This window comes from Pseudomonas sp. 10C3 (genome assembly GCF_036346185.1).
Lineage (GTDB): Bacteria > Pseudomonadota > Gammaproteobacteria > Pseudomonadales > Pseudomonadaceae > Aquipseudomonas.
The window spans coordinates 94,983-121,352 of record NZ_JASJVE010000010.1 but is presented as its reverse complement, the minus strand read 5'-3'; the positions used below and the strand labels follow the sequence as shown (position 1 = coordinate 121,352).

Annotated in this window: 23 protein-coding genes; 12 read left to right on the top strand and 11 right to left on the bottom strand. The window is 59.2% G+C overall.

Annotated features, from left to right (window positions below; genetic code table 11):
- The first annotated feature begins 225 nt into the window (after positions 1 to 225).
- The 7 genes from glyA to fdhA all read left to right on the top strand — a co-directional run bounded on the left by glyA (position 226) and on the right by fdhA (position 9,015).
- Entirely contained in the window at positions 226 to 1,479 is a 1,254-nt protein-coding gene (gene glyA / locus QN399_RS11770) for a serine hydroxymethyltransferase (protein WP_219064045.1), read from the top strand.
- A gap of 15 nt (positions 1,480 to 1,494) precedes the next feature.
- Entirely contained in the window at positions 1,495 to 2,745 is a 1,251-nt protein-coding gene (locus QN399_RS11765) for a sarcosine oxidase subunit beta family protein (protein ID WP_219064046.1), read from the top strand.
- A 22-nt stretch (positions 2,746 to 2,767) separates the two neighbouring features.
- Positions 2,768 to 3,082 carry a sarcosine oxidase subunit delta gene (locus QN399_RS11760; RefSeq protein WP_219064047.1) on the top strand — a complete coding sequence of 105 codons (315 nt, stop codon included), beginning with the start codon at positions 2,768 to 2,770 and terminating at the stop codon, positions 3,080 to 3,082.
- Positions 3,079 to 6,096, top strand: a complete 3,018-nt coding sequence (locus QN399_RS11755) for a sarcosine oxidase subunit alpha (RefSeq protein ID WP_330200971.1) — start codon at positions 3,079 to 3,081, stop codon at positions 6,094 to 6,096. The genes QN399_RS11760 and QN399_RS11755 overlap by 4 nt, the downstream gene beginning before the upstream one ends.
- Before the next feature lie 62 nt (positions 6,097 to 6,158).
- Positions 6,159 to 6,791 (top strand): sarcosine oxidase subunit gamma family protein, encoded by a 633-nt coding sequence (locus tag QN399_RS11750; RefSeq protein ID WP_322182630.1) that lies wholly within the window; start codon positions 6,159 to 6,161, stop codon positions 6,789 to 6,791.
- A gap of 87 nt (positions 6,792 to 6,878) precedes the next feature.
- Positions 6,879 to 7,736, top strand: a complete 858-nt coding sequence (gene purU / locus QN399_RS11745) for a formyltetrahydrofolate deformylase (protein ID WP_322182628.1) — start codon at positions 6,879 to 6,881, stop codon at positions 7,734 to 7,736.
- A gap of 79 nt (positions 7,737 to 7,815) precedes the next feature.
- On the top strand, positions 7,816 to 9,015 hold the full coding sequence (fdhA, locus tag QN399_RS11740; RefSeq protein ID WP_219064051.1) for a formaldehyde dehydrogenase, glutathione-independent: 1,200 nt from the start codon (positions 7,816 to 7,818) through the stop codon (positions 9,013 to 9,015).
- A gap of 77 nt (positions 9,016 to 9,092) precedes the next feature.
- On the opposite strand, the gene QN399_RS11735 is transcribed toward fdhA, so the two are convergent.
- Together QN399_RS11735 and QN399_RS11730 are read right to left on the bottom strand one after the other, a co-directional pair.
- Positions 9,093 to 9,767 (bottom strand): anti-sigma factor, encoded by a 675-nt coding sequence (locus tag QN399_RS11735; protein WP_322182624.1) that lies wholly within the window; start codon positions 9,765 to 9,767, stop codon positions 9,093 to 9,095.
- On the bottom strand, positions 9,764 to 10,351 hold the full coding sequence (locus QN399_RS11730) for a sigma-70 family RNA polymerase sigma factor (RefSeq protein WP_322278468.1): 588 nt from the start codon (positions 10,349 to 10,351) through the stop codon (positions 9,764 to 9,766). The genes QN399_RS11735 and QN399_RS11730 overlap by 4 nt, the downstream gene beginning before the upstream one ends.
- A gap of 223 nt (positions 10,352 to 10,574) precedes the next feature.
- Between QN399_RS11730 and QN399_RS11725 the strand changes: the two genes are divergently transcribed.
- Both QN399_RS11725 and QN399_RS11720 read left to right on the top strand, forming a co-directional pair.
- A complete protein-coding gene (locus tag QN399_RS11725) occupies positions 10,575 to 11,120 on the top strand; it encodes a DUF2780 domain-containing protein (protein ID WP_322182622.1) in 546 nt (181 codons plus the stop codon).
- Between the two features lie 138 nt (positions 11,121 to 11,258).
- Positions 11,259 to 11,756: an ATP-dependent zinc protease gene (locus QN399_RS11720; protein WP_322182620.1), complete on the top strand. Its 498-nt coding sequence runs from the start codon at positions 11,259 to 11,261 to the stop codon at positions 11,754 to 11,756.
- A 65-nt stretch (positions 11,757 to 11,821) separates the two neighbouring features.
- Here the strand turns inward: QN399_RS11720 and QN399_RS11715 are convergent, their stop codons facing one another.
- From QN399_RS11715 to QN399_RS11705, 3 genes are all read right to left on the bottom strand, one after another.
- On the bottom strand, positions 11,822 to 12,451 hold the full coding sequence (locus tag QN399_RS11715; RefSeq protein ID WP_322218374.1) for a glutathione S-transferase: 630 nt from the start codon (positions 12,449 to 12,451) through the stop codon (positions 11,822 to 11,824).
- 220 nt (positions 12,452 to 12,671) lie between these two features.
- Entirely contained in the window at positions 12,672 to 13,385 is a 714-nt protein-coding gene (locus tag QN399_RS11710; RefSeq protein WP_330200970.1) for a 3'-5' exonuclease, read from the bottom strand.
- Positions 13,382 to 15,316 carry a putative nucleotidyltransferase substrate binding domain-containing protein gene (locus tag QN399_RS11705; RefSeq protein ID WP_322218371.1) on the bottom strand — a complete coding sequence of 645 codons (1,935 nt, stop codon included), beginning with the start codon at positions 15,314 to 15,316 and terminating at the stop codon, positions 13,382 to 13,384. Before QN399_RS11705 ends, QN399_RS11710 begins: the two co-directional genes overlap by 4 nt.
- Before the next feature lie 262 nt (positions 15,317 to 15,578).
- Between QN399_RS11705 and QN399_RS11700 the strand changes: the two genes are divergently transcribed.
- On the top strand, positions 15,579 to 16,025 hold the full coding sequence (locus QN399_RS11700; protein ID WP_330200969.1) for a response regulator: 447 nt from the start codon (positions 15,579 to 15,581) through the stop codon (positions 16,023 to 16,025).
- Positions 16,026 to 16,140: 115 nt separating this feature from the next.
- On the opposite strand, the gene QN399_RS11695 is transcribed toward QN399_RS11700, so the two are convergent.
- A complete protein-coding gene (locus QN399_RS11695) occupies positions 16,141 to 18,318 on the bottom strand; it encodes a malate synthase G (RefSeq protein ID WP_330200968.1) in 2,178 nt (725 codons plus the stop codon).
- 479 nt (positions 18,319 to 18,797) lie between these two features.
- On the opposite strand from QN399_RS11695, the gene QN399_RS11690 reads away from it, so the two are divergent.
- Positions 18,798 to 19,316, top strand: coding sequence for a glycine cleavage system protein R (locus tag QN399_RS11690; RefSeq protein ID WP_322182609.1), 519 nt, complete (start codon positions 18,798 to 18,800; stop codon positions 19,314 to 19,316).
- Positions 19,317 to 19,552: 236 nt separating this feature from the next.
- Here the strand turns inward: QN399_RS11690 and rarD are convergent, their stop codons facing one another.
- The 5 genes from rarD to QN399_RS11665 form a co-directional block, all read right to left on the bottom strand.
- Positions 19,553 to 20,434 (bottom strand): EamA family transporter RarD, encoded by an 882-nt coding sequence (rarD, locus tag QN399_RS11685; protein WP_322182607.1) that lies wholly within the window; start codon positions 20,432 to 20,434, stop codon positions 19,553 to 19,555.
- A gap of 97 nt (positions 20,435 to 20,531) precedes the next feature.
- A complete protein-coding gene (locus tag QN399_RS11680) occupies positions 20,532 to 21,506 on the bottom strand; it encodes a serine/threonine protein kinase (protein ID WP_322182605.1) in 975 nt (324 codons plus the stop codon).
- A gap of 105 nt (positions 21,507 to 21,611) precedes the next feature.
- Entirely contained in the window at positions 21,612 to 23,519 is a 1,908-nt protein-coding gene (locus QN399_RS11675) for a PhoX family phosphatase (protein WP_322182603.1), read from the bottom strand.
- Positions 23,520 to 23,600: 81 nt separating this feature from the next.
- Entirely contained in the window at positions 23,601 to 24,365 is a 765-nt protein-coding gene (locus tag QN399_RS11670; protein ID WP_330200967.1) for a TOBE domain-containing protein, read from the bottom strand.
- 80 nt (positions 24,366 to 24,445) lie between these two features.
- Positions 24,446 to 25,180 carry a ComF family protein gene (locus QN399_RS11665; protein WP_322182599.1) on the bottom strand — a complete coding sequence of 245 codons (735 nt, stop codon included), beginning with the start codon at positions 25,178 to 25,180 and terminating at the stop codon, positions 24,446 to 24,448.
- Positions 25,181 to 25,282: 102 nt separating this feature from the next.
- Between QN399_RS11665 and bioB the strand changes: the two genes are divergently transcribed.
- Complete coding sequence (gene bioB, locus QN399_RS11660; RefSeq protein WP_219064559.1) at positions 25,283 to 26,341, top strand: biotin synthase BioB; 1,059 nt, start codon at positions 25,283 to 25,285, stop codon at positions 26,339 to 26,341.
- The last annotated feature ends 29 nt before the right edge of the window (positions 26,342 to 26,370 follow it).

Genomic DNA, 26,370 nt, shown 5'->3' with positions numbered 1-26,370 from the left:
CGCGAAGGCGTCGGTTGAGACAACATAAACCTCCCGCCAAGCCCCATAACAGGGCCTTTCCCAGCTACCAATTATCTCTGCGCGCCAAGCCATGTCGTAAACGCACCTTTGCGTGGCGCCCATAGGCATTTGGCCTCTCTGCGTCGGACCTAACATCGCATCCAAAGGGCACTCTACACGCCCTATCGATAAGTCAGGCGCAGCGCCGCCGCTGGGAGAACCGCGATGTTCAGCAAGCAAGACAAAATCCAAGGCTATGACGATGTACTGTTGGCGGCGATGAATGCTGAAGAGCAACGCCAGGAAGACCACATCGAGCTGATCGCTTCGGAAAACTACACCAGCAAACGCGTGATGGAAGCCCAGGGCAGCGGCCTGACCAATAAATACGCAGAAGGCTATCCGGGCAAGCGCTACTACGGTGGTTGCGAGCATGTGGACAAGGTCGAGCAGTTGGCCATTGATCGCGCCAAACAGCTGTTCGGCGCCGATTACGCGAACGTCCAGCCGCACTCCGGCAGCCAGGCCAACGCCGCTGTCTATCTGGCCCTGCTGCAAGCGGGCGACACCGTGCTGGGCATGAGCCTGGCCCACGGCGGTCACCTGACCCACGGCGCCAAAGTCAGCTTCTCCGGCAAACTGTACAACGCTGTGCAATATGGCATCGACACCGCCACCGGCTTGATCGATTACGACGAAGTCGAGCGCATCGCCGTTGAATGCAAGCCAAAAATGATCATTGCCGGTTTCTCGGCCTACTCGAAAACCCTGGATTTCCCACGCTTCCGCGCCATCGCCGACAAAGTGGGCGCCTATCTGTTTGTTGATATGGCCCACGTGGCCGGTCTGGTTGCTGCTGGCCTGTACCCGAACCCGCTGCCGTACGCCGACGTGGTGACCACCACGACCCATAAAACCCTGCGCGGTCCACGTGGCGGCCTGATCCTGGCCAAAGCCAACGAAGAGATCGAGAAGAAACTCAACTCTGCAGTATTCCCTGGTGGTCAGGGCGGCCCGTTGATGCACGTTATCGCGGCCAAGGCCGTGTGTTTCAAGGAAGCGCTGGAGCCAGGGTTCAAGGTCTATCAGCAACAAGTGATCGATAACGCACAGGCGATGGCGAAGGTGTTCATCGACCGTGGTTACGACGTGGTGTCCGGCGGTACCGACTGCCACCTGTTCCTGGTCAGCCTGATCCGTCAGGGCCTTACCGGTAAAGACGCCGACGCCGCCTTGGGTCGTGCGCACATCACCGTGAACAAGAACTCCGTACCGAACGATCCACAATCGCCGTTCGTGACTTCGGGTCTTCGTATCGGCACCCCGGCCGTCACCACGCGAGGTTTCAAAGTTCCACAATGTGTCGAACTGGCCGGCTGGGTCTGTGACATTCTCGACAACCTCGGCGATGCAGATGTCGAGGCCAATGTCGCCAGCCAGGTTGCGGCACTGTGCGCCGATTTCCCGGTTTATCGCTGAGTCAGGAGTAGCCCCATGCAGCATTACTCAGGCTTCGGCCTCTTCAAGCACTCTCTCAGCCACCACGAAAACTGGCAGCGCATGTGGCGCACGCCGACCCCGAAAAAAGTCTACGACGTGGTCATCGTCGGCGGCGGCGGTCATGGTTTGGCGACTGCGTATTACCTGGCCAAGGAGCACGGCATCACCAACGTGGCCGTGGTCGAGAAAGGCTGGCTGGGCGGCGGTAATACCGCACGCAACACCACCATCGTGCGCTCCAACTACCTCTGGGATGAGTCGGCGCACCTGTACGAACACGCGATGAAACTGTGGGAAGGCCTGTCGCAGGACATCAACTACAACGTGATGTTCTCTCAACGCGGCGTGTACAACCTGTGCCACACCCTGCAAGACATTCGTGACTCGGAACGCCGGGTCAGCGCCAACCGCCTCAATGGCGTGGATGGCGAGTTGCTCAATGCCAAACAGGTCGCGGAAGAAATCCCGTACCTGGATTGCTCGAAAAACACCCGTTACCCGATCATTGGCGCGACGGTTCAGCGCCGTGGCGGCGTAGCTCGTCACGATGCCGTGGCCTGGGGTTTTGCGCGTGCCGCCGACGCCTTGGGCGTCGACCTGATTCAACAGACCGAAGTGATCGGTTTCCGTAAGGAAAACGGCGTGTGCATCGGCGTCGAGACCAACAAAGGCTTCATCGGCGCCAAGCGCGTCGGCGTGGTGACGGCCGGTAACTCCGGGCACATGGCGAAACTGGCCGGCTTCCGCTTGCCGATTGAATCCCATCCGCTGCAAGCGCTGGTGTCCGAGCCGATCAAACCGATTATCGACAGCGTGATCATGTCCAACGCGGTTCACGGATACATCAGCCAGTCGGACAAAGGCGACCTGGTGATTGGTGCCGGTATCGACGGCTACAACGGTTACGGCCAGCGCGGTTCGTACCCGGTGATTGAGCATACTATTCAAGCCATCGTCGAGATGTTTCCGGTCCTGTCCCGGGTGCGCATGAACCGTCAGTGGGGCGGCATCGTCGACACCACGCCGGACGCCTGCCCGATCATTTCCAAAACGCCCGTGCCGAATATGTTCTTTAACTGCGGTTGGGGCACCGGTGGCTTCAAGGCCACGCCGGGCTCGGGCAACGTATTTGCCGCCAGTCTCGCCAAAGGTGAAATGCACCCCTTGGCCAAGCCATTCTCCATCGACCGTTTCCACAACGGTGCGCTGATCGACGAACACGGCGCCGCGGCCGTAGCTCACTAAGCCCACTACAGGAGAAATACCTATGTTGCACATCTTCTGTCCTCACTGTGGCGAACTGCGCTCCGAAGAGGAATTCCACGCGTCGGGCCAGGCTCATATCCCGCGTCCGCTGGACCCGAACGCCTGCACCGATGAGCAGTGGGGCGATTACATGTTCTTCCGCGACAACCCGCGTGGGCTGCACCATGAACTGTGGAATCACGCTGCCGGTTGCCGTCAGTACTTCAACGCCACGCGTGACACCGTGACGTACGAGATTCTCGAAACCTACCCGATTGGCGCCAAGCCGCAATTCACGGCTAAAGCCGCTAGTACGCGTGCGGGAGACAAGGTATGAGCCAGAATAATCGACTGCCCAACGGCGGCCGTATCGACCGTAGCAAGGTGCTGAATTTCACCTTCAACGGTCAGCAGTATCAAGGTTTTGAAGGCGACAGCCTGGCCGCAGCATTGCTGGCCAATGGCGTCGACATCATTGGCCGCAGCTTCAAGTATTCGCGTCCTCGCGGGATTTTCGCGGCAGGTTCCGAAGAGCCGAACGCGGTGTTGCAGATCGGTGCCACCGAAGCGACCCAGATTCCTAACGTGCGAGCCACGCAACAAGCGCTGTATCAAGGTCTGGTCGCTACCAGCACCAACGGCTGGCCGAGCGTAAACACCGACGTGATGGGGATTCTTGGCAAGGTCGGTGGCAAGCTGATGCCGCCGGGCTTCTACTACAAAACCTTCATGTACCCACAATCGTTCTGGATGACCTACGAGAAGTACATCCGTAAGGCGGCGGGCCTTGGTCGCTCGCCTACCGAGAACGACCCGGACAGCTATGACGCGATGAACCAGCACTGCGACGTGCTGATCGTCGGCGCCGGCCCTGCTGGCCTGGCCGCAGCCCTGGCTGCCGGTCGCAGCGGTGCGCGGGTGATTCTGGCGGATGAGCAGGAAGAGTTTGGCGGCAGTCTGCTGGACAGCCGTGAAAGCCTGGATGGCAAACCGGCGGCCGAGTGGGTTGCCACCGTGCTGGCCGAGCTGAAAAAAATGCCGGAAGTGACCTTGCTGCCACGGGCGACGGTGAACGGCTATCACGATCATAATTTCCTGACCATTCACGAGCGTCTGGCCGATCACCTCGGTGACCGCGCGCCGATTGGTCAAGTGCGTCAGCGTATGCACCGGGTTCGCGCCAAGCGCGTGGTGTTGGCGACCGGTACTCACGAACGTCCGCTGGTGTATGGCAACAACGATGTGCCGGGCAACATGCTCGCGGGGGCCATTTCCACCTACGTCCGCCGTTATGGTGTGGCGCCTGGCAAAAAACTGGTGCTGTCGACCAACAACGATCATGCCTACCGCGTAGCGCTGGACTGGCTCGATGCCAGCCTGCAAGTGGTGGCAATCGCTGATGCCCGGAGCAATCCGCGTGGCGCACTGGTTGAAGAAGCACGGGCCAAAGGGATTCGTATCCTGACCTCCAGCGCCGTTGTCGAAGCGCGTGGCAGCAAGCATGTAACCGCTGCCCGCATTGCGGCCATCGACGTCAAAGGCCATCGCGTTACCAGCCCCGGCGAATGGCTCGATTGCGATCTGGTAGGCAGCTCTGGCGGCTATAGCCCTATCGTGCATTTGGCGTCCCACTTGGGCGGCAAGCCGATCTGGCGTGAAGACATCCTCGGTTTCGTACCGGGCGAAGCGCCGCAAAAGCGCGTCTGCGTCGGTGGCATAAACGGTGTGTACGGACTGGCTGATGCCTTGGCCGATGGTTTCGAGGGCGGCGCTCGCGCAGCCAACGAAGCAGGCTTTAGGGTGGTCGAAGGCGTCTTGCCAAAAGCACTGACCCGCCATGAAGAAGCGACTCTGGCACTGTTCCAGGTGCCGCATGAAAAAGCCACCGCACGGGCGCCGAAGCAATTCGTCGACCTGCAGAACGACGTCACCGCTGCCGCCATCGAACTGGCGACCCGCGAGGGCTTCGAGTCGGTCGAGCACGTCAAACGCTACACAGCGCTGGGCTTCGGCACCGATCAAGGCAAGCTCGGCAACGTCAACGGTCTGGCGATTGCCGCCCGTTCGCTGAAGATGTCGATCACCGACATGGGCACCACCATGTTCCGCCCGAACTACACGCCCGTTACCTTCGGCGCTGTAGCGGGTCGTCATTGCGGGCACATTTTCGAGCCGGTGCGCTTCACCGCGCTGCATGCCTGGCACGTTAAGAACGGTGCCGAGTTTGAAGACGTCGGCCAGTGGAAGCGGCCTTGGTACTTCCCGAAAAATGGCGAAGACCTGCACGCTGCCGTCAGCCGTGAATGCAAAGCCGTGCGTGCCAGCGTTGGCCTGCTCGATGCCTCCACACTGGGCAAAATCGACATTCAAGGTCCGGATGCACGTGAGTTTCTCAACCGTATCTACAGCAACGCCTGGACCAAGCTCGATGTGGGCAAGGCGCGTTACGGCCTGATGTGTAAAGAAGACGGGATGGTCTTCGACGATGGCGTGACCGCCTGTATCGCCGATAACCACTTCCTGATGACCACCACCACCGGTGGCGCTGCACGCGTGCTGCAATGGCTGGAAATCTATCAACAGACCGAATGGCCAGACCTGAAGGTGTACTTCACGTCCGTCACTGACCATTGGGCAACCCTGACCTTATCCGGCCCTAACAGCCGCAAGCTGCTCAGCGAAGTCACGGCCATCGACCTGGGCAAGGACGCTTTCCCGTTCATGACCTGGAAAGAAGGTCTGGTGGGTGGTGTGCCGGCTCGGGTGTTCCGTATCTCCTTTACCGGTGAGCTGTCGTACGAGGTCAACATCCAGGCTGACTACGCCATGGGTGTGCTGGAAAAAATCGTCGCAGCGGGCAAGCAGTACAACCTGACGCCGTACGGCACTGAAACCATGCACGTCCTGCGGGCCGAGAAGGGTTTCATTATTGTCGGTCAGGACACCGATGGCTCGATGACCCCTGACGACCTGAACATGGGCTGGTGTGTTGGCCGGACCAAACCGTTCTCGTGGCTCGGCTGGCGTGGCATGAACCGCGAAGACTGTGTGCGTGATCAACGTAAGCAGCTGGTTGGTCTGAAACCGATCGATCCGACCAAATGGCTGCCTGAAGGGGCGCAGTTGGTATTCGACACCAAACAGTCGATTCCGATGAGCATGGTCGGGCACGTGACCTCCAGTTACACCAACGGCTCACTGGGTTATTCGTTCGCGCTGGGCGTGGTCAAAGGCGGCCTGAAACGCATGGGCGAACGGGTGTTCGCACCGTTGGTCGATGGCACCGTGATCGAGGCCGAAATCGTGTCTTCGGTGTTCTTCGATCCGAAGGGTGAGCAGCAGAACGTCTAGCGATTCACCGCTCCTACACATTGGTGTTTCGGCAACACAACAGAATTCAGGACAGGTGCTCTATGACCATAGCCAACGTTTACCAACAGCGGCCAACGACCGGCGAAAAGGCCGAGTCGCCGCTGTTCCACGCCGACCTCAATAGCCTGGTTGGCAAAGGCCGCAACAACCCTGGCGTGACCTTGCGCGAGAAGAAGCTGCTGGGCCATCTGACCCTGCGTGGCGACGGCAAAGACCCGGCGTTCGTGGCCGGTGTCGCCAAGGCGCTGGGCATGGAATTGCCGGTTGCGCTGACTGTCGTTGCCAACGGCGACAGCTCACTGCAATGGCTGGGCCCGGATGAATGGCTGCTGATCGTCCCGAGTGGCGAAGAGCTGGCGACCGAACAGCGTCTGCGTGCAGCACTGGATGGGCTGCACATCGCCGTGGTCAACGTCAGCGGCGGGCAAACTCTGCTGGAACTGACCGGGCCCAAGGTTCGCGAACTGCTGATGAAATCCACCAGCTACGATGTGCACCCGAACAACTTCCCGGTGGGTAAAGCCATCGGCACGGTGTTCGCCAAGTCGCAATTGGTGATTCGCCGCACGGGTGAAGAGACCTGGGAATTGCTGATCCGCCGCTCGTTCTCCGACTACTGGTGGCTGTGGTTGCAAGACGCCAGCGCTGAGTACGGGTTGAGCATCAAGGCCTGACGCAATTCCTGTAGGAGCGGACTTGTCCGCGAAAGCGTCGGTCCCTGCAAAGAGGTTTCAACAGTACCAACAAGGAGTCACCGCCAGATGAGCCGCGCCCCCGATACATGGATTCTGACTGCCGACTGTCCGAGCGTTTTAGGCACGGTGGACGCGGTGACTCGCTATTTGTTCGAGCAGAGCTGTTACGTCACCGAGCACCACTCCTTCGATGATCGACTGTCGAGCCGGTTCTTTATCCGCGTCGAGTTTCGTCAGCCGGAGGGTTTCGATGAACAAGCTTTCCGGGTGGGCCTGGCCGCACGCGGTGCAGCCTTCGGTATGGTCTTCGAGCTGACTGCGCCCAACTATCGGCCCAAAGTGGTGATCATGGTCTCCAAGGCCGATCACTGCCTGAACGATCTGCTCTATCGCCAACGCATCGGCCAGTTGTCCATGGACGTGGTGGCGGTGATCTCCAACCACCCGGATCTGGAACCGCTGGCGCGCTGGCATGAGGTTCCTTATTACCACTTCGCCCTCGACCCCAATGACAAGCCAGCGCAGGAGCGTCAGGTCTGGCAAGTGATTCAGGAGTCCGGTGCCGAGCTGGTGATTCTTGCCCGCTACATGCAGGTGTTGTCACCCGAGCTGTGCCGCCGTCTCGACGGTTGGGCGATCAACATTCATCACTCATTGCTGCCCGGCTTCAAGGGCGCAAAACCCTACCATCAGGCTTACAACAAGGGCGTGAAACTGGTCGGTGCAACGGCGCATTACATCAACAACGACCTCGACGAAGGCCCGATCATTGCCCAGGGCGTCGAAGCGGTCGATCACAGCCACTACCCCGAAGACCTGATCGCCAAAGGCCGGGATGTCGAGGCCCAGACGTTGGCGAGGGCAGTGGGTTATCACATCGAGCGGCGCGTGTTCTTGAACGCGAATCGCACGGTGGTTCTTTAGTACCGAGGTGCTGCGAAGACGGCACCACAGACAACATCAATTCAACGCTCCATTAAAAAAATAACAGCGAGGTGAAAGCATGTCTGGTAATCGTGGTGTGGTGTATCTCGGCGGCGGCAAGGTCGAAGTACAAACAATTCCTTTCCCGAAAATGCAAAACCCACAAGGCAAACGCATTGATCACGGTGTGATCCTGCGTGTGGTGTCGACCAACATCTGCGGCTCGGACCAACACATGGTGCGCGGTCGTACCACGGCACAGACCGGTCTGGTACTGGGCCATGAAATCACCGGCGAAGTGATCGAAGCCGGTCGCGATGTTGAAAACCTCAAGGTCGGTGATCTGGTTTCCGTGCCGTTCAACGTGGCGTGCGGTCGTTGCCGCAGCTGTAAAGAGCAAAACACCGGCGTGTGCCTGACCGTCAACCCGGCGCGTCCGGGCGGTGCTTACGGTTATGTCGACATGGGTGACTGGGTCGGCGGCCAGGCTGAATATGTGTTGGTACCGTATGCCGACTTCAACCTGCTGAAACTCCCGGACCGCGACGCGGCGATGGAAAAAATCCGCGACCTGACCTGTCTCTCCGACATTCTGCCGACCGGTTATCACGGCGCAGTGACGGCAGGTGTTGGCCCAGGCAGCACCGTGTATGTTGCGGGCGCGGGCCCTGTGGGTCTGGCCGCTGCTGCTTCTGCGCGCTTGCTCGGCGCTGCGGTAGTGATCATCGGCGACGTCAACCCGGTTCGCTTGATTCACGCCAAGGCTCAAGGCTTCGAAGTCGCCGACCTGTCGCTGGACACACCACTGCACGAGCAAATCGCTGCGCTGCTGGGCGAACCGGAAGTGGACTGTGCTATCGACGCCGTAGGCTTCGAAGCCCGTGGTCACGGTCATGACGGTGTGAAACACGAAGCACCGGCTACGGTTCTGAACTCACTGATGGGTGTGGTCCGCGTTGCAGGCAAAATCGGTATTCCGGGCCTGTACGTCACCGAAGATCCAGGCGCAGTCGACGCTGCCGCGAAAATGGGCAGCTTGAGCATCCGCCTGGGTCTGGGCTGGGCTAAATCCCACAGTTTCCACACCGGCCAAACCCCTGTCATGAAATACAACCGCCAACTGATGCAAGCCATCATGTGGGACCGGATCAAAATCGCAGACATCGTCGGCGTCGAAGTCATCAGCCTCGACGAAGCTCCTCGCGGTTACGGCGAGTTCGATGCCGGCGTACCGAAGAAGTTTGTGATTGATCCGCACAAGTTGTTCAGTGCTGCTTAAGTTTGTTTCATAAATAGAAAGGGCGACTTTATGTCGCCCTTTCTATTTATGAATTCAGACCCCACAGCGTGTTCTGATCAAAGCCCCGCCAATGCCCCTTTGTACAACACCGGCCCAGTAGGTTGTCCGGTGGGTGAGCCGCCTTCGGGTTCCAGGCTGACGGCCAGAGTGACAGGTGCAACGAGCAGTTTTTGTTGGCTTTCGCTCAGGATGATCCGGCCTTTGCCGTGTGCGGGCAACAGGCCGAGGGAGACCGGTTTTCCATCTGCCGGGATGGCCCACAGCTCCAGGCTGCGCCCCGTTTCGACGGAAGGCAGGGCCAGGGGCGCGACGTTCAGATAGTGGCTGTAGGCCTGAACACTGATCGCGGGTTGCTGATTGACCGCCATCAGTGTGGCGCTGTAGTTGAGGGTGTCGCGGTTGTAGAGGACGCCCGCGATGATTGCGACGACGAGTGAGCAGGCGACGGCGGTCACGCGCAGCCAGTTCCAGAACGGACGTTTGGCCGGGATGTGCAGTTTTTGCGGGTCGATCCGGGCCTCGATGGCGTGCCAGACGTGGTCGGGCACTGGGTGTTCTGGCAGTGGGGCGGTGAGCGTGGCAAGGGTGGTCTGCCACTGCGCCAGTTCGGCGCGCAAGCCTGGATCGTCCAGCAGCAGGTGTTCGAATCGGCGGCGCGCGGTAAGCGGCATCAAGCCAATGGCATAGTCGGCGGCGAGGGCGCGGCGTAGAGCGGGTTGTTGGTAATTCATGATTCAAGGCACCTGCGCAGGCGCTCCATGCCTCGGCGAATCCAGGACTTTACTGAACCGAGCGGCGCCGCCGATTGCATGGCCAGATCGGCATAGGACACCCCCTGGAAATAAGCAGTGACGATCGATGTGCGCTGCATGCCTTCAAGCATATCCAGGCAGTGCTGCAACGCCTGTGCTTCACGTTGACTGTCGAGTTGTTCGTGGGCACTCGGGCTGTCGTCGAAGAGTATGTCTGCTTGTTCTTCGGTGAGCGGTACTTCACGGTGTTTGCGCAACTGGTCAATGGCCTGATTGCGGGTGATGCTGATCATCCACGTCATCGGTGCCGACAGATTGCCGTCGTAACGCGAGGCGTTGTGCCAGATGCGCACAAAGCTTTCCTGCAACACTTCTTCGGCCAGATCACTACGGTTCATGCAACGCAGGGCGACAGCGAACAGGCGTTTTGAAACCCGTCGATAGAGATTTTCAAAAGCTTGCCGGTTACCGAGTGTGCATTCAGCCAGCAGTTGCCGGAGTTCATCGGCGTCGTCAGAGGAAATAGTGGTTCTCCAGACAAGGTGAAGAGGTGCGCTGTGCAGTTTGCCAAGTCCATGGCAGGGTAGTCCAGATTGAGCCGCTGTTCCATCCACCCAGGAGCTCTCTTTCTTGTCGATGGAGAAGCGGGGATGCCCAATCAGGCAGCCCGGCTCAAGGGTGTTTTAACCGGACGGCGCAAGGGAACAATCAGGCTTATGTTGTGGTCCAACTGTTCAGTTTTATGCCGGCAATTCGCCGGACTCCATGGCTGACGAGGTTGTTTGTATGAAGGTTTCACGCGGTTTTGCACTGGCTACGCTAATGACTTTGGCGGCGAACTCGGTCTTCGCTTTCAATCTGAGTGATGCGGCCAACGTGGTTTCAGGAGCTGCCGGGGGCAATCAGAACGTCGCGCCTACGCCTCAAACGACCGATTTGCTCAGTACCTTGGGAACGCTCAACGTGACCCCTGAACAAGCCGTCGGCGGTACCGGCGCGTTATTGGGCCTGGCCAAGAATAAATTGAGCGGCAACGACTATTCACAGCTGACCAAGTCTGTCCCGGGTCTGGATCAATTGTCCGGTGCTGGCGCGTTGGGCAGTTTGGGCAGTTTGGGCGGTCTGATGGGAAACTCGGGTGGTTCGGCGGTGACCGGCGCGCTGGGCAACGTCAAGAGCATGGCGGACGTCAACTCGGCGTTCGGTGCGCTGGGCATGGACAGCAGTATGGTGGGCCAGTTCGCCCCGTTGATCCTGCAATACCTGGGTCAGCAAGGCGCCAGCGGTTCAGCGCTGCAAAGCTTGGGTAGCCTGTGGAATGTCGGTAGCTGAGTCACCCGTTTGACGCATCGTCGTGCAAGGCGACGGTGCGTACGTTGTCTCTGTTTACGAATGTTTCACGTGCGGGTATCTATGCTGGCGGCACGTAATTACTGCGAACAGGCTTCATCCATTTAGAGGAATCCCTACGTGAAATCAATCCTGGCCCTGTTGTCTCTGCTGGCCCTCCCTGTGATGGCCGCTGAGCCAACGTTGTACGGTCGCTACGAATACATCGGGGTACCGGAAATCGGTGAAACCCTCCAGGCGAAAATGGACACGGGCGCCCTGACTGCGTCGCTGTCGGCCAAGGACATCGAGATGTTCAAACGGGATGGCGCAGACTGGGTGCGCTTCCGCCTCGCGACCAAAGGTGCCAGCGACAAGGTCTACGAGCACAAGGTCGCGCGGATCAGCAAGATCAAGACCCGCTCCGAGGAAGATGACGAAGAAAGCGCCGATCCGAGCAAACGCCCGGTCGTCGATCTGGAACTGTGCCTGGGCAAGGTCAAGCGCACGGTCGAGGTCAACCTGACCGACCGCAGCAGCTTCAATTATCCGCTGCTGATCGGTGCCAAGGCCCTTCGTGAATTCGGTGCCGCAGTCAATCCGGCGCGTCGTTATACCGCAGACAAACCTGATTGCTGATCTGCGGCTGAGACCCTTTCGCGAAGACGGCGTGGCAGGCGTCGCCCGTCTCTGCACATAAAACCTTAAACCGGCGGCTGCGTGCTCTGCATTGATGGCCGCTGGCTGACGTCGGCAAACCAGTTGGCCAGCTGTGGGCAGCTGTTGCGCCAGTCCAGATCAGGTTGACGAAAATCCAGATAGCCCAGGGCGGCAGCAACGCTGATGGCGGCGATGTCGAAATGCGAGCTGAGTTCGGCGATTGCGTTCTGTTCGAAATACGCCAGCGAGCGCCGGATTTTTTCGGCTTGATTGTCCAGCCACAGGTCCCAGTGTTTCTCCGGCGGCCGCAGGGCGGTTTCATACCGAATCAGCAGCGCCGCATCGAGCAGCGCGTCGGCCAGAGATGCCAGGGTCAAACGTCTCCAGCGCGCCGAGCCTTCACGCGGAATCAGTGGATTGCCGACATGCTGGGTGTCGAGGTATTCGAGAATCACCCGGCTGTCATGAATCACATTGCCGTCAGCCAAACGCAGCGCCGGCAACTTGCCAGCCGGATTGCCCTGATTGAGCGCTGCGTCTGGACTGACAGGGCTGACCTGCGTCGGCAGCAACGCCACTCGATCAAGTTGCCCGGTCTCGTGCAGCAGGATCAGCACTTTGCGCGCAAAGGGCGATGCCAGGTTGTAGAACAAGGTCATGCTGGGAACGGACATGGGAATTCCTCGGATGAGACAGGAGCCTAGACTAATCAGCGTGTGGATTGTCCGCAATGACGATCCGTCAACGCGCCAACAATCCCCCGCGCACTAACACTAAGGCGTATCGGCACTCCATCCCGACCCAAGACAACATGTTCCACCCACTGTCGCGCAGATCGGCGTCACCACGCCAATCAGCTCACTTTGGGGGCTTTGGACTGAATACCAGCGGCACTTAAAACGAATGAGTTTCCTGGCGTTTGCGCCAGTGGCTCAATTGTTGGTCGAGGCTTGCCGGGCTGTCGATTTGTTGGCGGCGGGCGTAGCTGAACAGAATCAGCGCCAGCTCGGCGGTGACCAATGCGTCGGCGCTGGCGTGATGACGTTCGCCGGCTTGCAGGCCGAAGAACGCGGTCCAGGCGTCCAGCCCACCCTTACGAATGTGCGCCTGAGGGCAAAGCATCGGCGCCATCTCGGCGACATCGAAAAAGCTGTGCTGCAAGCGATAACCGAGGCTGTCTTTCAAGGCGCGGCCGAGCATGTGCCGGTCAAACGCCGCATGAAACGCCATTATCGGGCTACTGCCGACGAACTCCATCAGGTCCAGAAGGGCATCAGCCGGGTCGCAGCCGGCGGCAATGGCGCTGGGGCCCAGACCGTGAATCAACACGCTGGGGCTGACCTTGTGATCCGAGCGCAGCAAGGTCCGCTCGAACTGTTGAGAAAGGTCGATGGCACCGTCCTCGATCACCACCGCGCCAATCGACAGCACTTGATCACGGTTCAGGTTCAATCCCGTGGTTTCCAGGTCCAGGACCACCCAGCGTTGTTGGCGCAGCGGACTCTTGTTGAGCGCGGCACAGGGCAGTAGCTGCTCCAGCCGTTGCTGTTGGTGTGCGTTCAAGTGAGGGGCGTGCGTGCGTAGCCAACCGAATAGATTCAGATTCATAGCTGATAACGCAGCGTCAGGCTGCTTTGCAGGCGTTGGGCCTGGCGCAGCGACTCACGCAGAATTCGTCGGTCCAGGTGGTTGAGAATGTCCGGGTCGACCCGGTTGGAGTACGGCTGATTTTGCCGGCTTTGCATTTGATGTTGCTGCATGCGGGTTTGCTGAATGAAGTGATAGGCCTCTTCATAGGCGGCACCGTCGAGCGGTTCGATCACACCTTTGGCGACCAATTGACGAAAGCGTTCCAAGGTGTTGCTGGCTTCGATGCCATTGGACAAGGCCAATAGGCGGGCGCCGTCGACAAAGGGGGTCAGACCCTGGACTTTAAGGTCAAGCGTGGCTTTTTCACCGCCTTTGCGCGCGAGCACGAAGTCACGGAAGCGCCCCACGGGCGGCTGATGACGAAGCGCATTTTCGGCCATCATGCGCTGGAACAGGCGGTTGTCGGCAATTTGATCAAGAATTTCCTGGCGCAGTTGATCGGCGCCTTGCTCATTGCCCCACACCACCCGCAAGTCGAAATAAATCGTCGAGGCCAGCAGGTTTTCAGGTGTAGCCTCGCGAATGAACGCGCTGAAGCGCCGTGACCATTCCGCGCGGGACAGGCACAGGTCCGGGTTGCCGGCCATGATGTTGCCCTTGCACAGGGTAAATCCGCACTGCGCCAGGCTTTGGTTGATCTGTTGCGCCAGAGGCAATAACTTCCCACGGATATCAGCCGCGTGTGCGGCGTCGCGGGCTTCGAACAGGATGCCGTTGTCCTGGTCGGTGAGCAGCGTCTGTTCGCGACGGCCTTCACTGCCGAAGCACAGCCAGGTGAACGCGATGCCGGGGTCGCCTTTTTCTGCCAGCGTCAGCTCGATGACCCTGGACACCGTGTGGTCGTTGAGCAGGGTGATAATCTGGGTAATCTGGGTCGACGAGGCTCCGTGGGCAAGCATGCGGTCGACCAATTGCACGATTTCCCCGCGCAGGTTGACCAGGCTTTCAATGCGTGGGGCGGTGCGGATGGTCCGTGCCAAATGCACCAGGTCCACGCGTTGCAAAGAGAACAAGTCGCGCTCGGACACCACGCCGCACAAGCGCTTGTCCTTGACCAGGCAAACGTGGGCGATATGCCGTTCGGTCATAGCGATGGCGGCATCGAAGGCGGTGGCATCGGGGCTGAGAAAAAATGGCGACTGAGTCATTCGCTGTTCGATGGGTAGGCCCAAGTCCTCAACGCCATCGGCCACCACTTGGCGCAAATCACGCAGGGTAAAGATGCCCAGCGGTGTCTTGCGCTCGTCGACAATCACGATGCTGCCCACTTGCTGATCGTGCATCAGCTTGACTGCCGCCCGCAAAGGCGTGTCATGGCTGCACGTTACGGGATGACGCATGGCCAATTCGCCGAGCCGCGTGTTCAACGAATACTGCATGCCGAGGGTCTCCACGGCGCGCTGTTGAACCTGTTGATTGACTTGGTCGAGCAGGCTGCTGACCCCGCGCAAGGCGAAATCACGGAAGGTGTTGGAGAGGGCAAACAGCTTGATGAAGGCGAGCTTGTTCAGTTGCAGGCAAAAGGTGTCTTCGGCCGCCAGATGCTCGGTGCGGGTAGCCCGCTCGCCCAGCAACGCCGCCAAGGGGAAGCATTCCCCGGTGGTGATCTCGAACGTAGTTTCGGTGCCACTCTTGACTGCATGAGGGCGTTCGCCGACCACGCGACCTTGCTTGACGATGTAAAAGTGCTCTACCGGTCCCTCACTGGGCTTGATGATGCTTTCGCCCGTCGCGTAAAAACGCAGTTGGCACTGTTCGACCAGATACGCGAGGTGAGCGTTTTCCATCTGATTGAACGGGGGGAATTTTTGCAAGAACTGAATCGTGCCCTGAATGTTCTGCAACACCGCCGTTTTGCCTGCCTGGGTGAAAGCATCCGCTTTGCTCATGACCACTACCGCACTTTTTTGTCGATTTTTATCGAATGGGTTTTAGAGGTTCATGGTCGGCCGCTTGCAGGGCAGTGCCCATTGGACGTAAGTCTAGGATCGCTGAAAAATGCTTAACTTAATCCAACGGGGTTCGCATAAATTGGCGCAGTGGTTATCGTGTGTTTCGCAGGTGAGCATGGACGTAAAAAGCCGACGAGACGTACCGCGAAATCAGGGCAATCCGCTGTCTGAGCAGGGCTTTGGATAGGAATGAGAGTGTATGCCTGACCTCGATATTTTGAGCGATGAAGAGCGCGAGGCCCTCAATCAGGTGATGCAAGCGCCTGATGAGCCTGCGCAACAGCGGGTGCTGATCGTCGATGATAATAAAGACGCCCGTGAGGTATTGGCCGAGATTCTCAGCCTCAATGGCATCAGGTGTCTCACAGCGGCCAGTGGCAATATGGCGTTGAACCTGCTGAACACCCGTGAATCCATCGGTTTGTTGATCACCGATCTGAAGATGGCGCCGTGCAGTGGGCTGGACTTGATTCGTCAGGTGCGTGAGTCCGAGCGTGCGGCGCTGCCGATCATCATTGTTTCCGGCGACGCCAACGTGAAAGACGCCATCGCGGCGATGCACTTGAGTGTGGTGGATTTTTTGCTCAAACCGATCAATACCAAGCAGTTGCTGGCGTTGGTCAAGCGTGAGTTGGGGATGGAGTGAGAGGGGTGTCAGGTAGAGCGAGTACAGCTATTCGCGAGTTAATTCGCTCCCACAGAAAATCGCGATTCCCTGTGGGAAGCGAATGCGGTGTATTAGACACACCGCATTTTGCAGCTTACAGCCCGTTTTTTGCCTTGAACTCACGACGACGGCGATGCAACACCGGCTCGGTGTAACCGTTGGGTTGTTTAGTCCCTTCGATCACCAGTTCTACTGCGGCCTGGAACGCGATATTGCTATCGAAATCCGGGGCCAGCGGGCGATACAGCGGGTCGTTGGCATTCTGCCGGTCGACCACGGGTGCCATACGCTTGAGGGTTTCCAGCACCTGCGCTTCGCTGACGACGCCATGGCGCAACCAGTTGGCGATGTGTTGGCTGGAGATACGCAGCGTGGCACGGTCTTCCATCAGGCCGATGTCGTTGATGTCCGGCACTTTCGAGCAACCGACGCCTTGATCGATCCAGCGCACGACATAACCAAGGATGCCTTGGGCGTTGTTGTCCAGTTCGTTCTGGATCTCATCGGCCGTCCAGTTGGTGTTTGGCGCCAACGGGATGGTCAGGATGTCATCTATCGAGGCGCGACCGCGTTTGGCCAGTTCGGCCTGGCGGGCAAACACGTCAACCTTGTGGTAATGCAGCGCATGCAGCGCAGCAGCGGTCGGCGAAGGTACCCAAGCGGTGTTGGCGCCGGCCAGAGGGTGAGCGATTTTCTGTTCGAGCATCGCCGCCATCAGGTCAGGCATGGCCCACATGCCTTTACCGATTTGCGCACGACCTTGCAGGCCGCAGCTCAAACCGATATCGACGTTCCAGTTTTCGTAGGCAGCAATCCATTTCTCGGCTTTCATCTGTGCTTTACGCACGACTGGGCCTGCTTCCATGGAGGTGTGGATTTCGTCGCCGGTGCGGTCGAGGAAGCCGGTGTTGATGAACACCACGCGCTCACTGGCAGCCTTGATACAGGCCTTGAGGTTGACCGTGGTCCGACGCTCTTCGTCCATGATCCCGACTTTGAGCGTGTTGCGTGGCAGGTTCAGGACGTCTTCGATGCGCCCGAACAGCTCGTTGGTGAACGCCGCTTCTTCGGGGCCGTGCATTTTCGGTTTGACGATATAGACCGAACCGGTGCGGCTGTTTTTCAGCGTGCTTTTGCCGTTGAGGCTGTGGATCGCAGCAAGGCTGGTCATCAGGCCGTCAAGAATACCTTCCGGGACTTCGTTGCCGTCTTTATCAAGAATGGCGTCGATGGTCATCAGGTGACCCACGTTCCGCACGAACAACAGCGAACGACCGTGCAGGCTCACTTCGCCGCCATTCGGTGCAGTGTAGGTGCGGTCGGGGTTCATGGTACGGGTGAATGTCTCGCCGCCCTTGGACACCTGTTCGGCCAGATCACCTTTCATCAGGCCCAGCCAGTTGCGGTACACCACCACTTTGTCATCAGCGTCGACGGCGGCGATCGAGTCTTCGCAGTCCATGATGGTGGTCAGCGCGGCTTCCATCAGCACGTCTTTGACGCCGGCTGCGTCGGTTTGGCCGACAGGGCTGGTGGCGTCGATCTGAATTTCGAAATGCAGACCGTTGTGCTTGAGCAAGATGGCGGTCGGTGCCTCAGCCTGACCGCGATAGCCGATCAGTTGCGCGTCGTCTTTGAGGCCGCTGTTGCTGCCGCCCTTGAGAGCGATGACCAGTTTGCCGTCAACGATTTTATAGCCGGTTGAGTCGACGTGCGAGCCAGCAGCCAGGGGCGCGGCTTCGTCGAGGAAGGCACGAGCGAAGGCAATGACCTTGTCGCCACGGACCTTGTTGTAGCCTTTGCCTTTTTCCGCACCGTCCGCTTCGCTGATGGCATCGGTGCCGTACAAAGCGTCGTACAGCGAACCCCAACGCGCATTCGAGGCGTTGAGGGCAAAGCGTGCGTTCATTACCGGCACAACGAGTTGCGGGCCGGCCATGCGGGCAATTTCATCGTCGACGTTTTGCGTCGTCAACTGGAAGTCCGCCGCTTCTGGCAGCAGATAACCTATTTCTTGCAGGAAGGCTTTATAAGCCGCAGCGTCGTGCGCAACGCCCTTGCGGGACTGGTGCCAGGCATCGATCTGCGCCTGGAAGTCATCACGCTTGGCGAGTAGGGCTTTGTTCTTCGGCGCGAGTTCATTGATGATTTTCTCTGCACCGACCCAGAACTTCGCGGCGTCGAGGCCGGTTCCAGGGATGGCTTCGTTATTCACGAAGTCGAACAGGACTTGGGCGACCTGCAGGCCACCGACTTGAACGTGTTCAGTCATTGCTTGCCTCACTCTGCTCAGCTATTCAGCTTTCTAATAAAGTCCTTGGCGTGCTCATCAAACCCCGTGCGCCAGAACATGCCATCGCTGGCGGCTGGGCTCGACCCATGCTGCTCGCACAACCGTGTGCAGCAAGGAACTACGGGTTTGTAAACGCGCCTTGGCAGACATCAATCCAATGTTATGTAGTGCTCGCTGCGGCATACTACATGATGAGTTGCGGTTGTGAAAATCAGACTAAATACGTCATTGAACGACCCGTAGTCTTGTGCGGGTCACTCCGAGGGACAGAATATTCTAAAAAAGCCTCAGGATTGTTCCAGGTGATTCTAAAACCGGCACACGATCTGCCCTTTAAATAAACCGATGATCCCTTGATGACCAAAGCGCATCCGCAGGCGTTGCCTATACTTGTCCGACAGCTCCGAAAACCCTGATTTATCGGGGCCTGGGCCCATGCAGAATAAGAGGAACCGACCGTGGATCATCTCGTACTCACTGTTTTTGCGCCTGATCAGCCAGGCCAGGTTGAGCGGATCGCCCAATGTATCGCCGAGCATGGCGGCAACTGGCTGGAAAGCCGTATGTCTCGGATGGCCGGGCAATTTGCCGGAATATTAAGAGTGGCTGTGTCTGCAGAAGGCTACGATGAGCTGGTGGTTGCCTTACAGGGCCTGTCGGCGCACGGTATTCAGGTATTGATTGCACAAGGTGGAATAGAGCAGTCCTGCACCTGGAAGCCGATCGCGATGGAGTTGGTTGGCAATGATCGCCCCGGCATCGTGCGTGACATCACGCGCTTGCTCGCTGAACAGGGCGTTAACCTCGAACGATTGATAACCGATGTCAGGCCGGCACCGATGAGCAGCGAGCCGCTGTTTCACGCCGAGGCAATTCTGGCTGTGCCGCTGACCTTGTCCCTGGATGTGCTGCAGAAACGTCTGGAGAATCTGGCGGATGATTTGATGGTCGAGTTGGTGCTTCGAGCAGAGGTTTGACGCACAGAGGGCAAAAAAGGTTATCCAAGTTATACGTGCACCTGCCTGTGGATAACCTGGGGAGACAGCGCTGCGGCCCATAGCCATCAAGGCTTTGCTGGAACTGATCAAAAAACCAACAGTTTCAATGGCTTGTGCACAAATAAGTTGAATGAGGCTGTGGATAACCTCTGGAGAGATCGCTGCAAGCCACGGCTGTCGTGGCGTGCAGGGATTTGTACGTTTTTCGATCAGTTTCAGCGGCGTGAACGCAGCCATATATCAACGCTGTACACCGCCAGTCCAGCCCAGATAAACGCAAACGTCAGCAGCGTACTGGCCGCCAAGTGCTCGCCATACACCAGAACCGCCAGCGACAGGACCAGAGTGGGCGCGATGTATTGCAGGAAGCCCAGCGTGGTGTACGGCAAATGACGCGCCGCTGCGTTGAAGCAGATCAGCGGCATGACCGTGATCGGTCCTGCGGCCGCCAGCCACCAGGCCTGAGAGGTCGTCCAGAAACTGGCTTGAGCGCTGACCGCCATTGGATTGAGCAACAACCAGCCAATCGCCAGAGGGACCAGTAACCAGGTTTCCACCACCAGGCCCGGCAATGCCGCCACGGGCGCTTTTTTGCGGATCAGTCCGTAGAAACCGAAGGTCAGTGCCAGCACCAACGACACCCACGGCAGACTGCCGACCTGCCAGACCTGCTGCGCGACCCCGACGGCGGCCAAGCCGACGGCCAGCCATTGCAGGGGCCGCAGACGTTCGCCCAAGAGCAACATGCCGAGCAACACGTTCACCAGCGGATTGATGTAATAACCGAGGCTGGCTTCAACCATGCGTCCGTTATTCACCGCCCACACATACGTCAGCCAGTTGGCCGCGATCAGGGAGCCGCTGAGCGCCAGAATCGCCAGACGGCGAGGGTTGTCGCGCAACTCACGCCACCACCCAGGGTGCTTCCAGACCAGCAGCAACAGCGAGCCGCACAGCGCGGACCAGAGCACGCGGTGAACAATGATTTCAATGGAGGGGACGGCCGCGATGGCTTTGAAATAAAGCGGAAACAGTCCCCAGGTGATGTAGGCGATAAGGCCCAGAATATACCCGCGACGCGGGTTGGCGACTTGCATGCATGTTCCTTAGGCAGCTAATTATTAGGGTGTCTGCCGTCACCGGGCGCCACTTGGAGGGTGTGGTACCCGTTCTTCAGGTTAAAGGTCCGGCGAGTCAGAACAGCTTCAACGGCTCTTCATTGAGCGCCGACATTTGTTCGCGCAAAGCGAGGATCTGGTCACCCCAATAACGTTCGGTGCCAAACCAAGGGAAGCTGTGCGGGAAGGCCGGATCGTCCCAGCGCCGCGCCAGCCATGCGCTGTAGTGCATCAGACGCAGCGCACGCAACGGCTCGATCAACGCCAGTTCACGGGGGTTGAAGTCATGGAATTCGCCGTAGCCGTCCATCAGTTCCGAGAGTTGGCTCAGGCGCTCCTGGCGATCCCCGGCCAGCATCATCCAGATGTCCTGCGCCGCTGGACCCATGCGGCAGTCATCGAGGTCGACGATGTGGAACATCTCATCGCGACACATCATGTTGCCAGGGTGGCAATCGCCGTGCATGCGGATGTTGGTGTGTGGCGTGGCGGCGTACACGTCTTCGACGCGCTTGAGCAGGTCGCGGGCGACGGACTCATAAGCCGGCAGCAGGCTGCGCGGGACGCAGTTGTTTTCCAGCAGATACGTCAGCGAATCGTGGCCGAAATTCTTCACGCCCAAAGCTTCGCGGTGCTCGAAGGGCTTGGTTGCACCCACGGCATGGATACGGCCGAGCAGTTGGCCCAGGCGATACAGTTGATCCAGGTTGCCCGGCTCCGGCGCCCGCCCGCCACGGCGCGGAAACAAGGTGAAACGGAAGCCGGCATGTTCGTGCAGGGTTTTGCCGTTGTGCACCATCGGCGCCACCACGGGAATATCCACCGCTGCCAGTTCGAAGGTAAAGCTGTGTTCTTCGAGGATGGCTTCGTTGGTCCAGCGGTGTGGTCGATAGAACTTGGCGATCAGCGGCTGGCCGTCTTCGATGCCGACTTGATAGACGCGGTTCTCATAACTGTTCAGCGCCAGAATGCGGGCGTCGCTGAGAAAACCAATGCTTTCGACAGCGTCGAGTACCAGATCGGGCGTGAGTGTTGCAAACGGGTGGGCCATGCTTACTCCTGCGCGCAGCAGGCTGCCGCGTCGGGCCAGTCATGGTAGCGCAACGCGGATGGTTTGCGGCGACGGCGATGGTGCAGGGGCGCGCTTGCCCGCGATTCAGGCACCGACGATCCCTCCGTCGTCCCGTGTGATGACCATCACCGAGGAGCGCGGTTTGCCGTTGGGCAGGTGTTCCGGGAAGGTCGAACCGCCGTTTTCACCGGGATGCTGGATACCGACGAACAAGGCTCGCTGGTCCGGGGCGAAGCTGATGCCGGTGACTTCGCAGCCCACCGGGCCGACCATGAAACGGCGGATCTCGCCGCTGTCCGGGTCGGCGCACAGCATTTGGTTGTTGCCCATGCCGGCAAAGTCTCCGGTGTTGCTCACATCGCCATCGGTCAGAATCCACAACCGCCCGGCGTCATCGAACCCAAGCCCATCCGGGCTGTTGAACATGTTTGCCGGGGTGATGTTACTTGAGCCGCCTTTCGGTGTACCGGCGTGGACGCTCGGGTTGCCAGCGATCAGGAACAAGTCCCAGGCGAACGTCATAGCGGCCGGATTGCCAGCGCTTTCATGCCAGCGCAGGATTTGCCCATACTGATTTTTTGCCCGCGGATTTGGACCTCCGACTGGCTGGCCGTCATCGCCGCGTTTTGCGTTATTGGTCAGCGTGCAATACACCTGGCCATCCTTTGGGCTGACCACGATCCACTCCGGACGGTCCATGCGCGTGGCGTTCACCACGCTGGCTGCCAGGCGCGCATGGATGAGTACTTCAGCCTGGTTGGCGAAACCACTGGCCGTATCGATGCCATTCTTGCCATGAGTCAGTTCGATCCACTGACCCTGTCCTCTAGGGTGATCGGGGTTGCTGTCGCCGCCATCGAAGCGCGCCGCATACAAGGTGCCGTGGTCGAGCAGGTCGCGATTGGCTTTGGGGTTCTGGTGATCGATCCTGTCGCGGCTGATGAACTTGTAAATGAACTCGCCACGCTCATCGTCGCCCATGTACACCACCGCGCGGCCATCCCTGGTTTCGGTTAGTGCGGCGTTTTCATGCTTGAAACGGCCCAGCGCGGTGCGTTTGATTGGCGTCGATGCCGGATCGAACGGGTCTATCTCGACCACCCAGCCATGCCGGTTGATCTCGTTGGGGGTCTTTGCCAGGTCGAAGCGAGGGTCGTGTGGGTGCCAGTTGATGTCTTTGCTGGCGGCCACGACACCGTAGCGTTTGAGCCCGGCGTCGAACACCTGTTCGGGATTGCTGCTGCCGAAACAATCGGTGAAGTTTTCTTCACAGGTCAGGTACGTGCCCCAGGGTGTTTTACCGTTGGCGCAGTTCTGGAAAGTGCCAAGCACGTGTTCGCCGCTGCTGTCAGCCGCCGTTTTCAGCCAGGCATGACCCGCTGCGGGGCCGCTCAGGCGGATCGGCGAATTACCGTGAATACGCCGGTTATAAGGCGAACCCTGAACGAATCGCCATTGCTCGCCCTCGCGCCGCACTTCGATGACCGACACGCCTTCACTGGCCAGGGCCTTGTGCACGTCGTCGGCGGATTGTGGGTCTTGGCCGTGATCGAACAGGTAGCGATAGTGAGTGTATTCATTGTTGATCGCCATCAACGCGCGGTGATCGTTTTCCTTGCCGGGAAACGGAAACAGACTCATGCCATCGTTGTTGTCGCCGAACTGGGCTTCTTGCGCCTTGGCGCTGCCTTTGCCGCTGGGGTCGAACGCGGGGCCATCGGTGTGCAGTGGCTGGCCCCAACTGATCAGGACCGAAGCTTTATAACCGGGCGGCAGGCTGATGCTGTCCTGGGTGGAGGCGGGGATACTGGCGAAGCCGAGGAGCGTGCTCGATGCTGCGCTGACGCTGGTGGCCAATGCGCTGCGGCTCAGCAGGTTGCCGCCCAGAAACATCGCCGCACCGCACAGGGCGCCCGCACCGATGAAGCGACGTCGACTCAGACCTATCAGCTGTTCAAGGTCGGTGGGCTGGTTGTCTTCTAATAGGCTCATGACGGGCTCCCTGCTTGGTTTGGCAGTCACCTTAGTAAGCCCACATGACGTTTATGTGTCGGTTTCGAGGTTCAGCGGTCGTTACAACGGCGTACCCAGCAGCACGCAGGACGGTGCGAACTGCGCGCGAACTGAGGCGCCTTTTTCCAGTCGCAGTGCGGAGAGCTGCGTGGGCTCGGCCAAAGAGCAAAGTGTCTGTCCGCTGGGCAATGAGATACGAACCTCACTGGGCCCGTCTTCTGCGTCGAGAATGTCTTCAATCTTTCCCGTCAAGCAATTGTGGCCGGATGTTACGGGCTGTCCGTCGCCGAGCAGCTCCAGCCATCCGGCCTTGATCAGTGCCACGACGTCGGTGCCAATCTTCAGTTCGAGCCTCAGGGTGCTTTCATGGGTGATTTGCGCATCGATGAACAGGTCGCCAGCCAGTTGCAGGCGCACCCGGTCGTTATGGCCCTGGCGAGTGATGGTTTCGATGCGACCGTGCAGTTGATTGCGCGCGCTGGTGCGCAGCATCAAACGGCTGAGCAAATCCAGATCAGCGGTTTCCTCAGTCGCTTCCAGTACCTGAGACTGCAACGCCTGCAAGCGCTGATAGAGACGCAGCACGCGCAGGCCCTCTACCGACAACTGCGCGCCGCCACCGCCACGTCCGCCGACGTTGCGCACAACCAAGGGTTCTTTCGCCAGGTTGTTCAGCTCGTCAATGGCGTCCCACGCCGCCTTGTAACTCATGCCGGCGCTTTTCGCTGCGCGGGTGATCGAACCTTGCTCGGCGATGTGCTGCAGCAGGGCAATACGCTGCGGGCGGCGGACCATGTGTTGGGTCAGGAGGAGGGGCAGGGGCATGGTGGCGGACTTTAGTGTGAGGCTTGGAGTGTAAGGCAATTCATGGCGTCGTCCCACGCGCTTGCATGAGGTATGTCCACTCAATCCTCAGGCTTGGGCGTGCGCGCCAGGCAATAGACATCGACCCTGCAGGCGCCGGCATCCATCAATAGCCGGGCAAGGGCATTGGCGGTAGCGCCGGTGGTCAGTACGTCATCGACCACCGCGAAATGACGGTCCTTTATCTGAGCGCTGTCAGCCAATGCAAAGGCCTTGCGCAGATTTTGTTTGCGGGCTTTAGCATCGAGTCCTTGCTGAGCCGGCGTTTCCAGTACCCGGAGCAACAGGCGCTCGTCCATCGGAATGTCTACTTGAGCACCGAGCCAGCGGGCCAGCATCGCGGCTTGATTGTAGCCGCGCTGGCGCAGGCGTTTGCTGGCCAACGGCACTGGCAGCAGGCAATCCGGGCGTGGCAGGCCTTCGGCGAAGCGATAGTGCAGCGATTGCCCAAGCAATTCAGCGAGCAAGCGACCCATGGGCCATTTACCCTGATGCTTGAACCGTGTGACCAGGCTGTCGATGGGGAAGTCATAACGCCAGGGCACCACCACTTCACTGAAGGCCGGCGGGTGCCGCAGGCATTGGCCGCATGTCAGGCCAGCCATCGGCATGGGCAGGGCGCAGCGCTCGCATTGATCGCCGAGCCAGGGTAGATCGGTTTCACAGCCGGTGCAGATGGGGAAAATTGCGTCTGTGGTTTCGTCGCACAGCAAACACGATTGTTTACTTTTTAACCAGATGTAAACCTGAAACGTGCTCGGTGGTTGACAGCGCATGGCTCTTCCTTAAATATGCCGAACATCCGTGTTGCGCCTGTGGGCTTTCGGTTTTGACCCGCCGCACAGGCAATAGCCAAAGAACAAACGAGGAGCCGCCCAATGAGCGCCAGCATCACCGCCACTCTGCGTCACGACTGGACTTTAGCCGAGGTCAAAGCGCTGTTCGTACAGCCTTTCAATGACCTGTTGTTTCAGGCGCAGACCGTGCACCGCGCTCATTTCGATGCCAACCGCGTGCAGGTATCGACCCTGCTCTCGATCAAGACGGGCGCCTGCCCGGAAGATTGCAAATACTGTCCGCAGTCCGGCCACTACAACACCGGGCTGGAAAAAGAAAAATTGATGGAAGTGCAGAAAGTCCTGGAAGAGGCCGCACGCGCCAAAGCCATCGGCTCGACGCGCTTCTGCATGGGCGCGGCCTGGAAGCATCCATCGGCTAAAGACATGCCGTACGTGCTGGAGATGGTCAAAGGCGTGAAAGCCATGGGCCTGGAAACCTGCATGACCCTGGGGCGTCTCGACCAAGATCAAACCCAAGCGCTGGCCACCGCCGGTCTGGATTACTACAACCACAACCTGGACACCTCACCGGAGTTCTACGGCAGCATCATCACCACCCGTACCTACGGCGAGCGTCTGGAGACGCTCGCCTATGTGCGTGAGTCCGGGATGAAAATCTGCTCCGGTGGCATTCTCGGCATGGGCGAGACCCTGGACGACCGTGCAGGGCTGCTGATTCAGTTGGCTAACCTGCCTGAGCATCCAGAATCGGTGCCCATCAATATGCTGGTCAAAGTTGCTGGCACGCCGCTGGAAAACGCCGATGACATCGACCCGTTCGATTTCATCCGGATGCTGGCCGTGGCGCGCATCCTCATGCCTCAGTCTCACGTGCGCTTGTCCGCTGGCCGAGAAGCGATGAACGAGCAGATGCAGGCCCTGGCCTTCTTCGCGGGTGCCAACTCGATTTTCTACGGCGACAAATTGCTGACCACCGCCAACCCTCAGGCGGACAAGGACATGCAGCTGTTCTCGCGTCTGGGCATCCTTCCTGAAGCGCGCGAAGGGCACGCGGACGAAGTGCATCAGGCGGCCATCGAGCAAGCGCTGGTCGAGCAAAAAAGCAGCGAGCTGTTCTACGACGCCGCGTCGGTCTGATCAACGTCGCCGAGCCGGTTTCGCTGGCT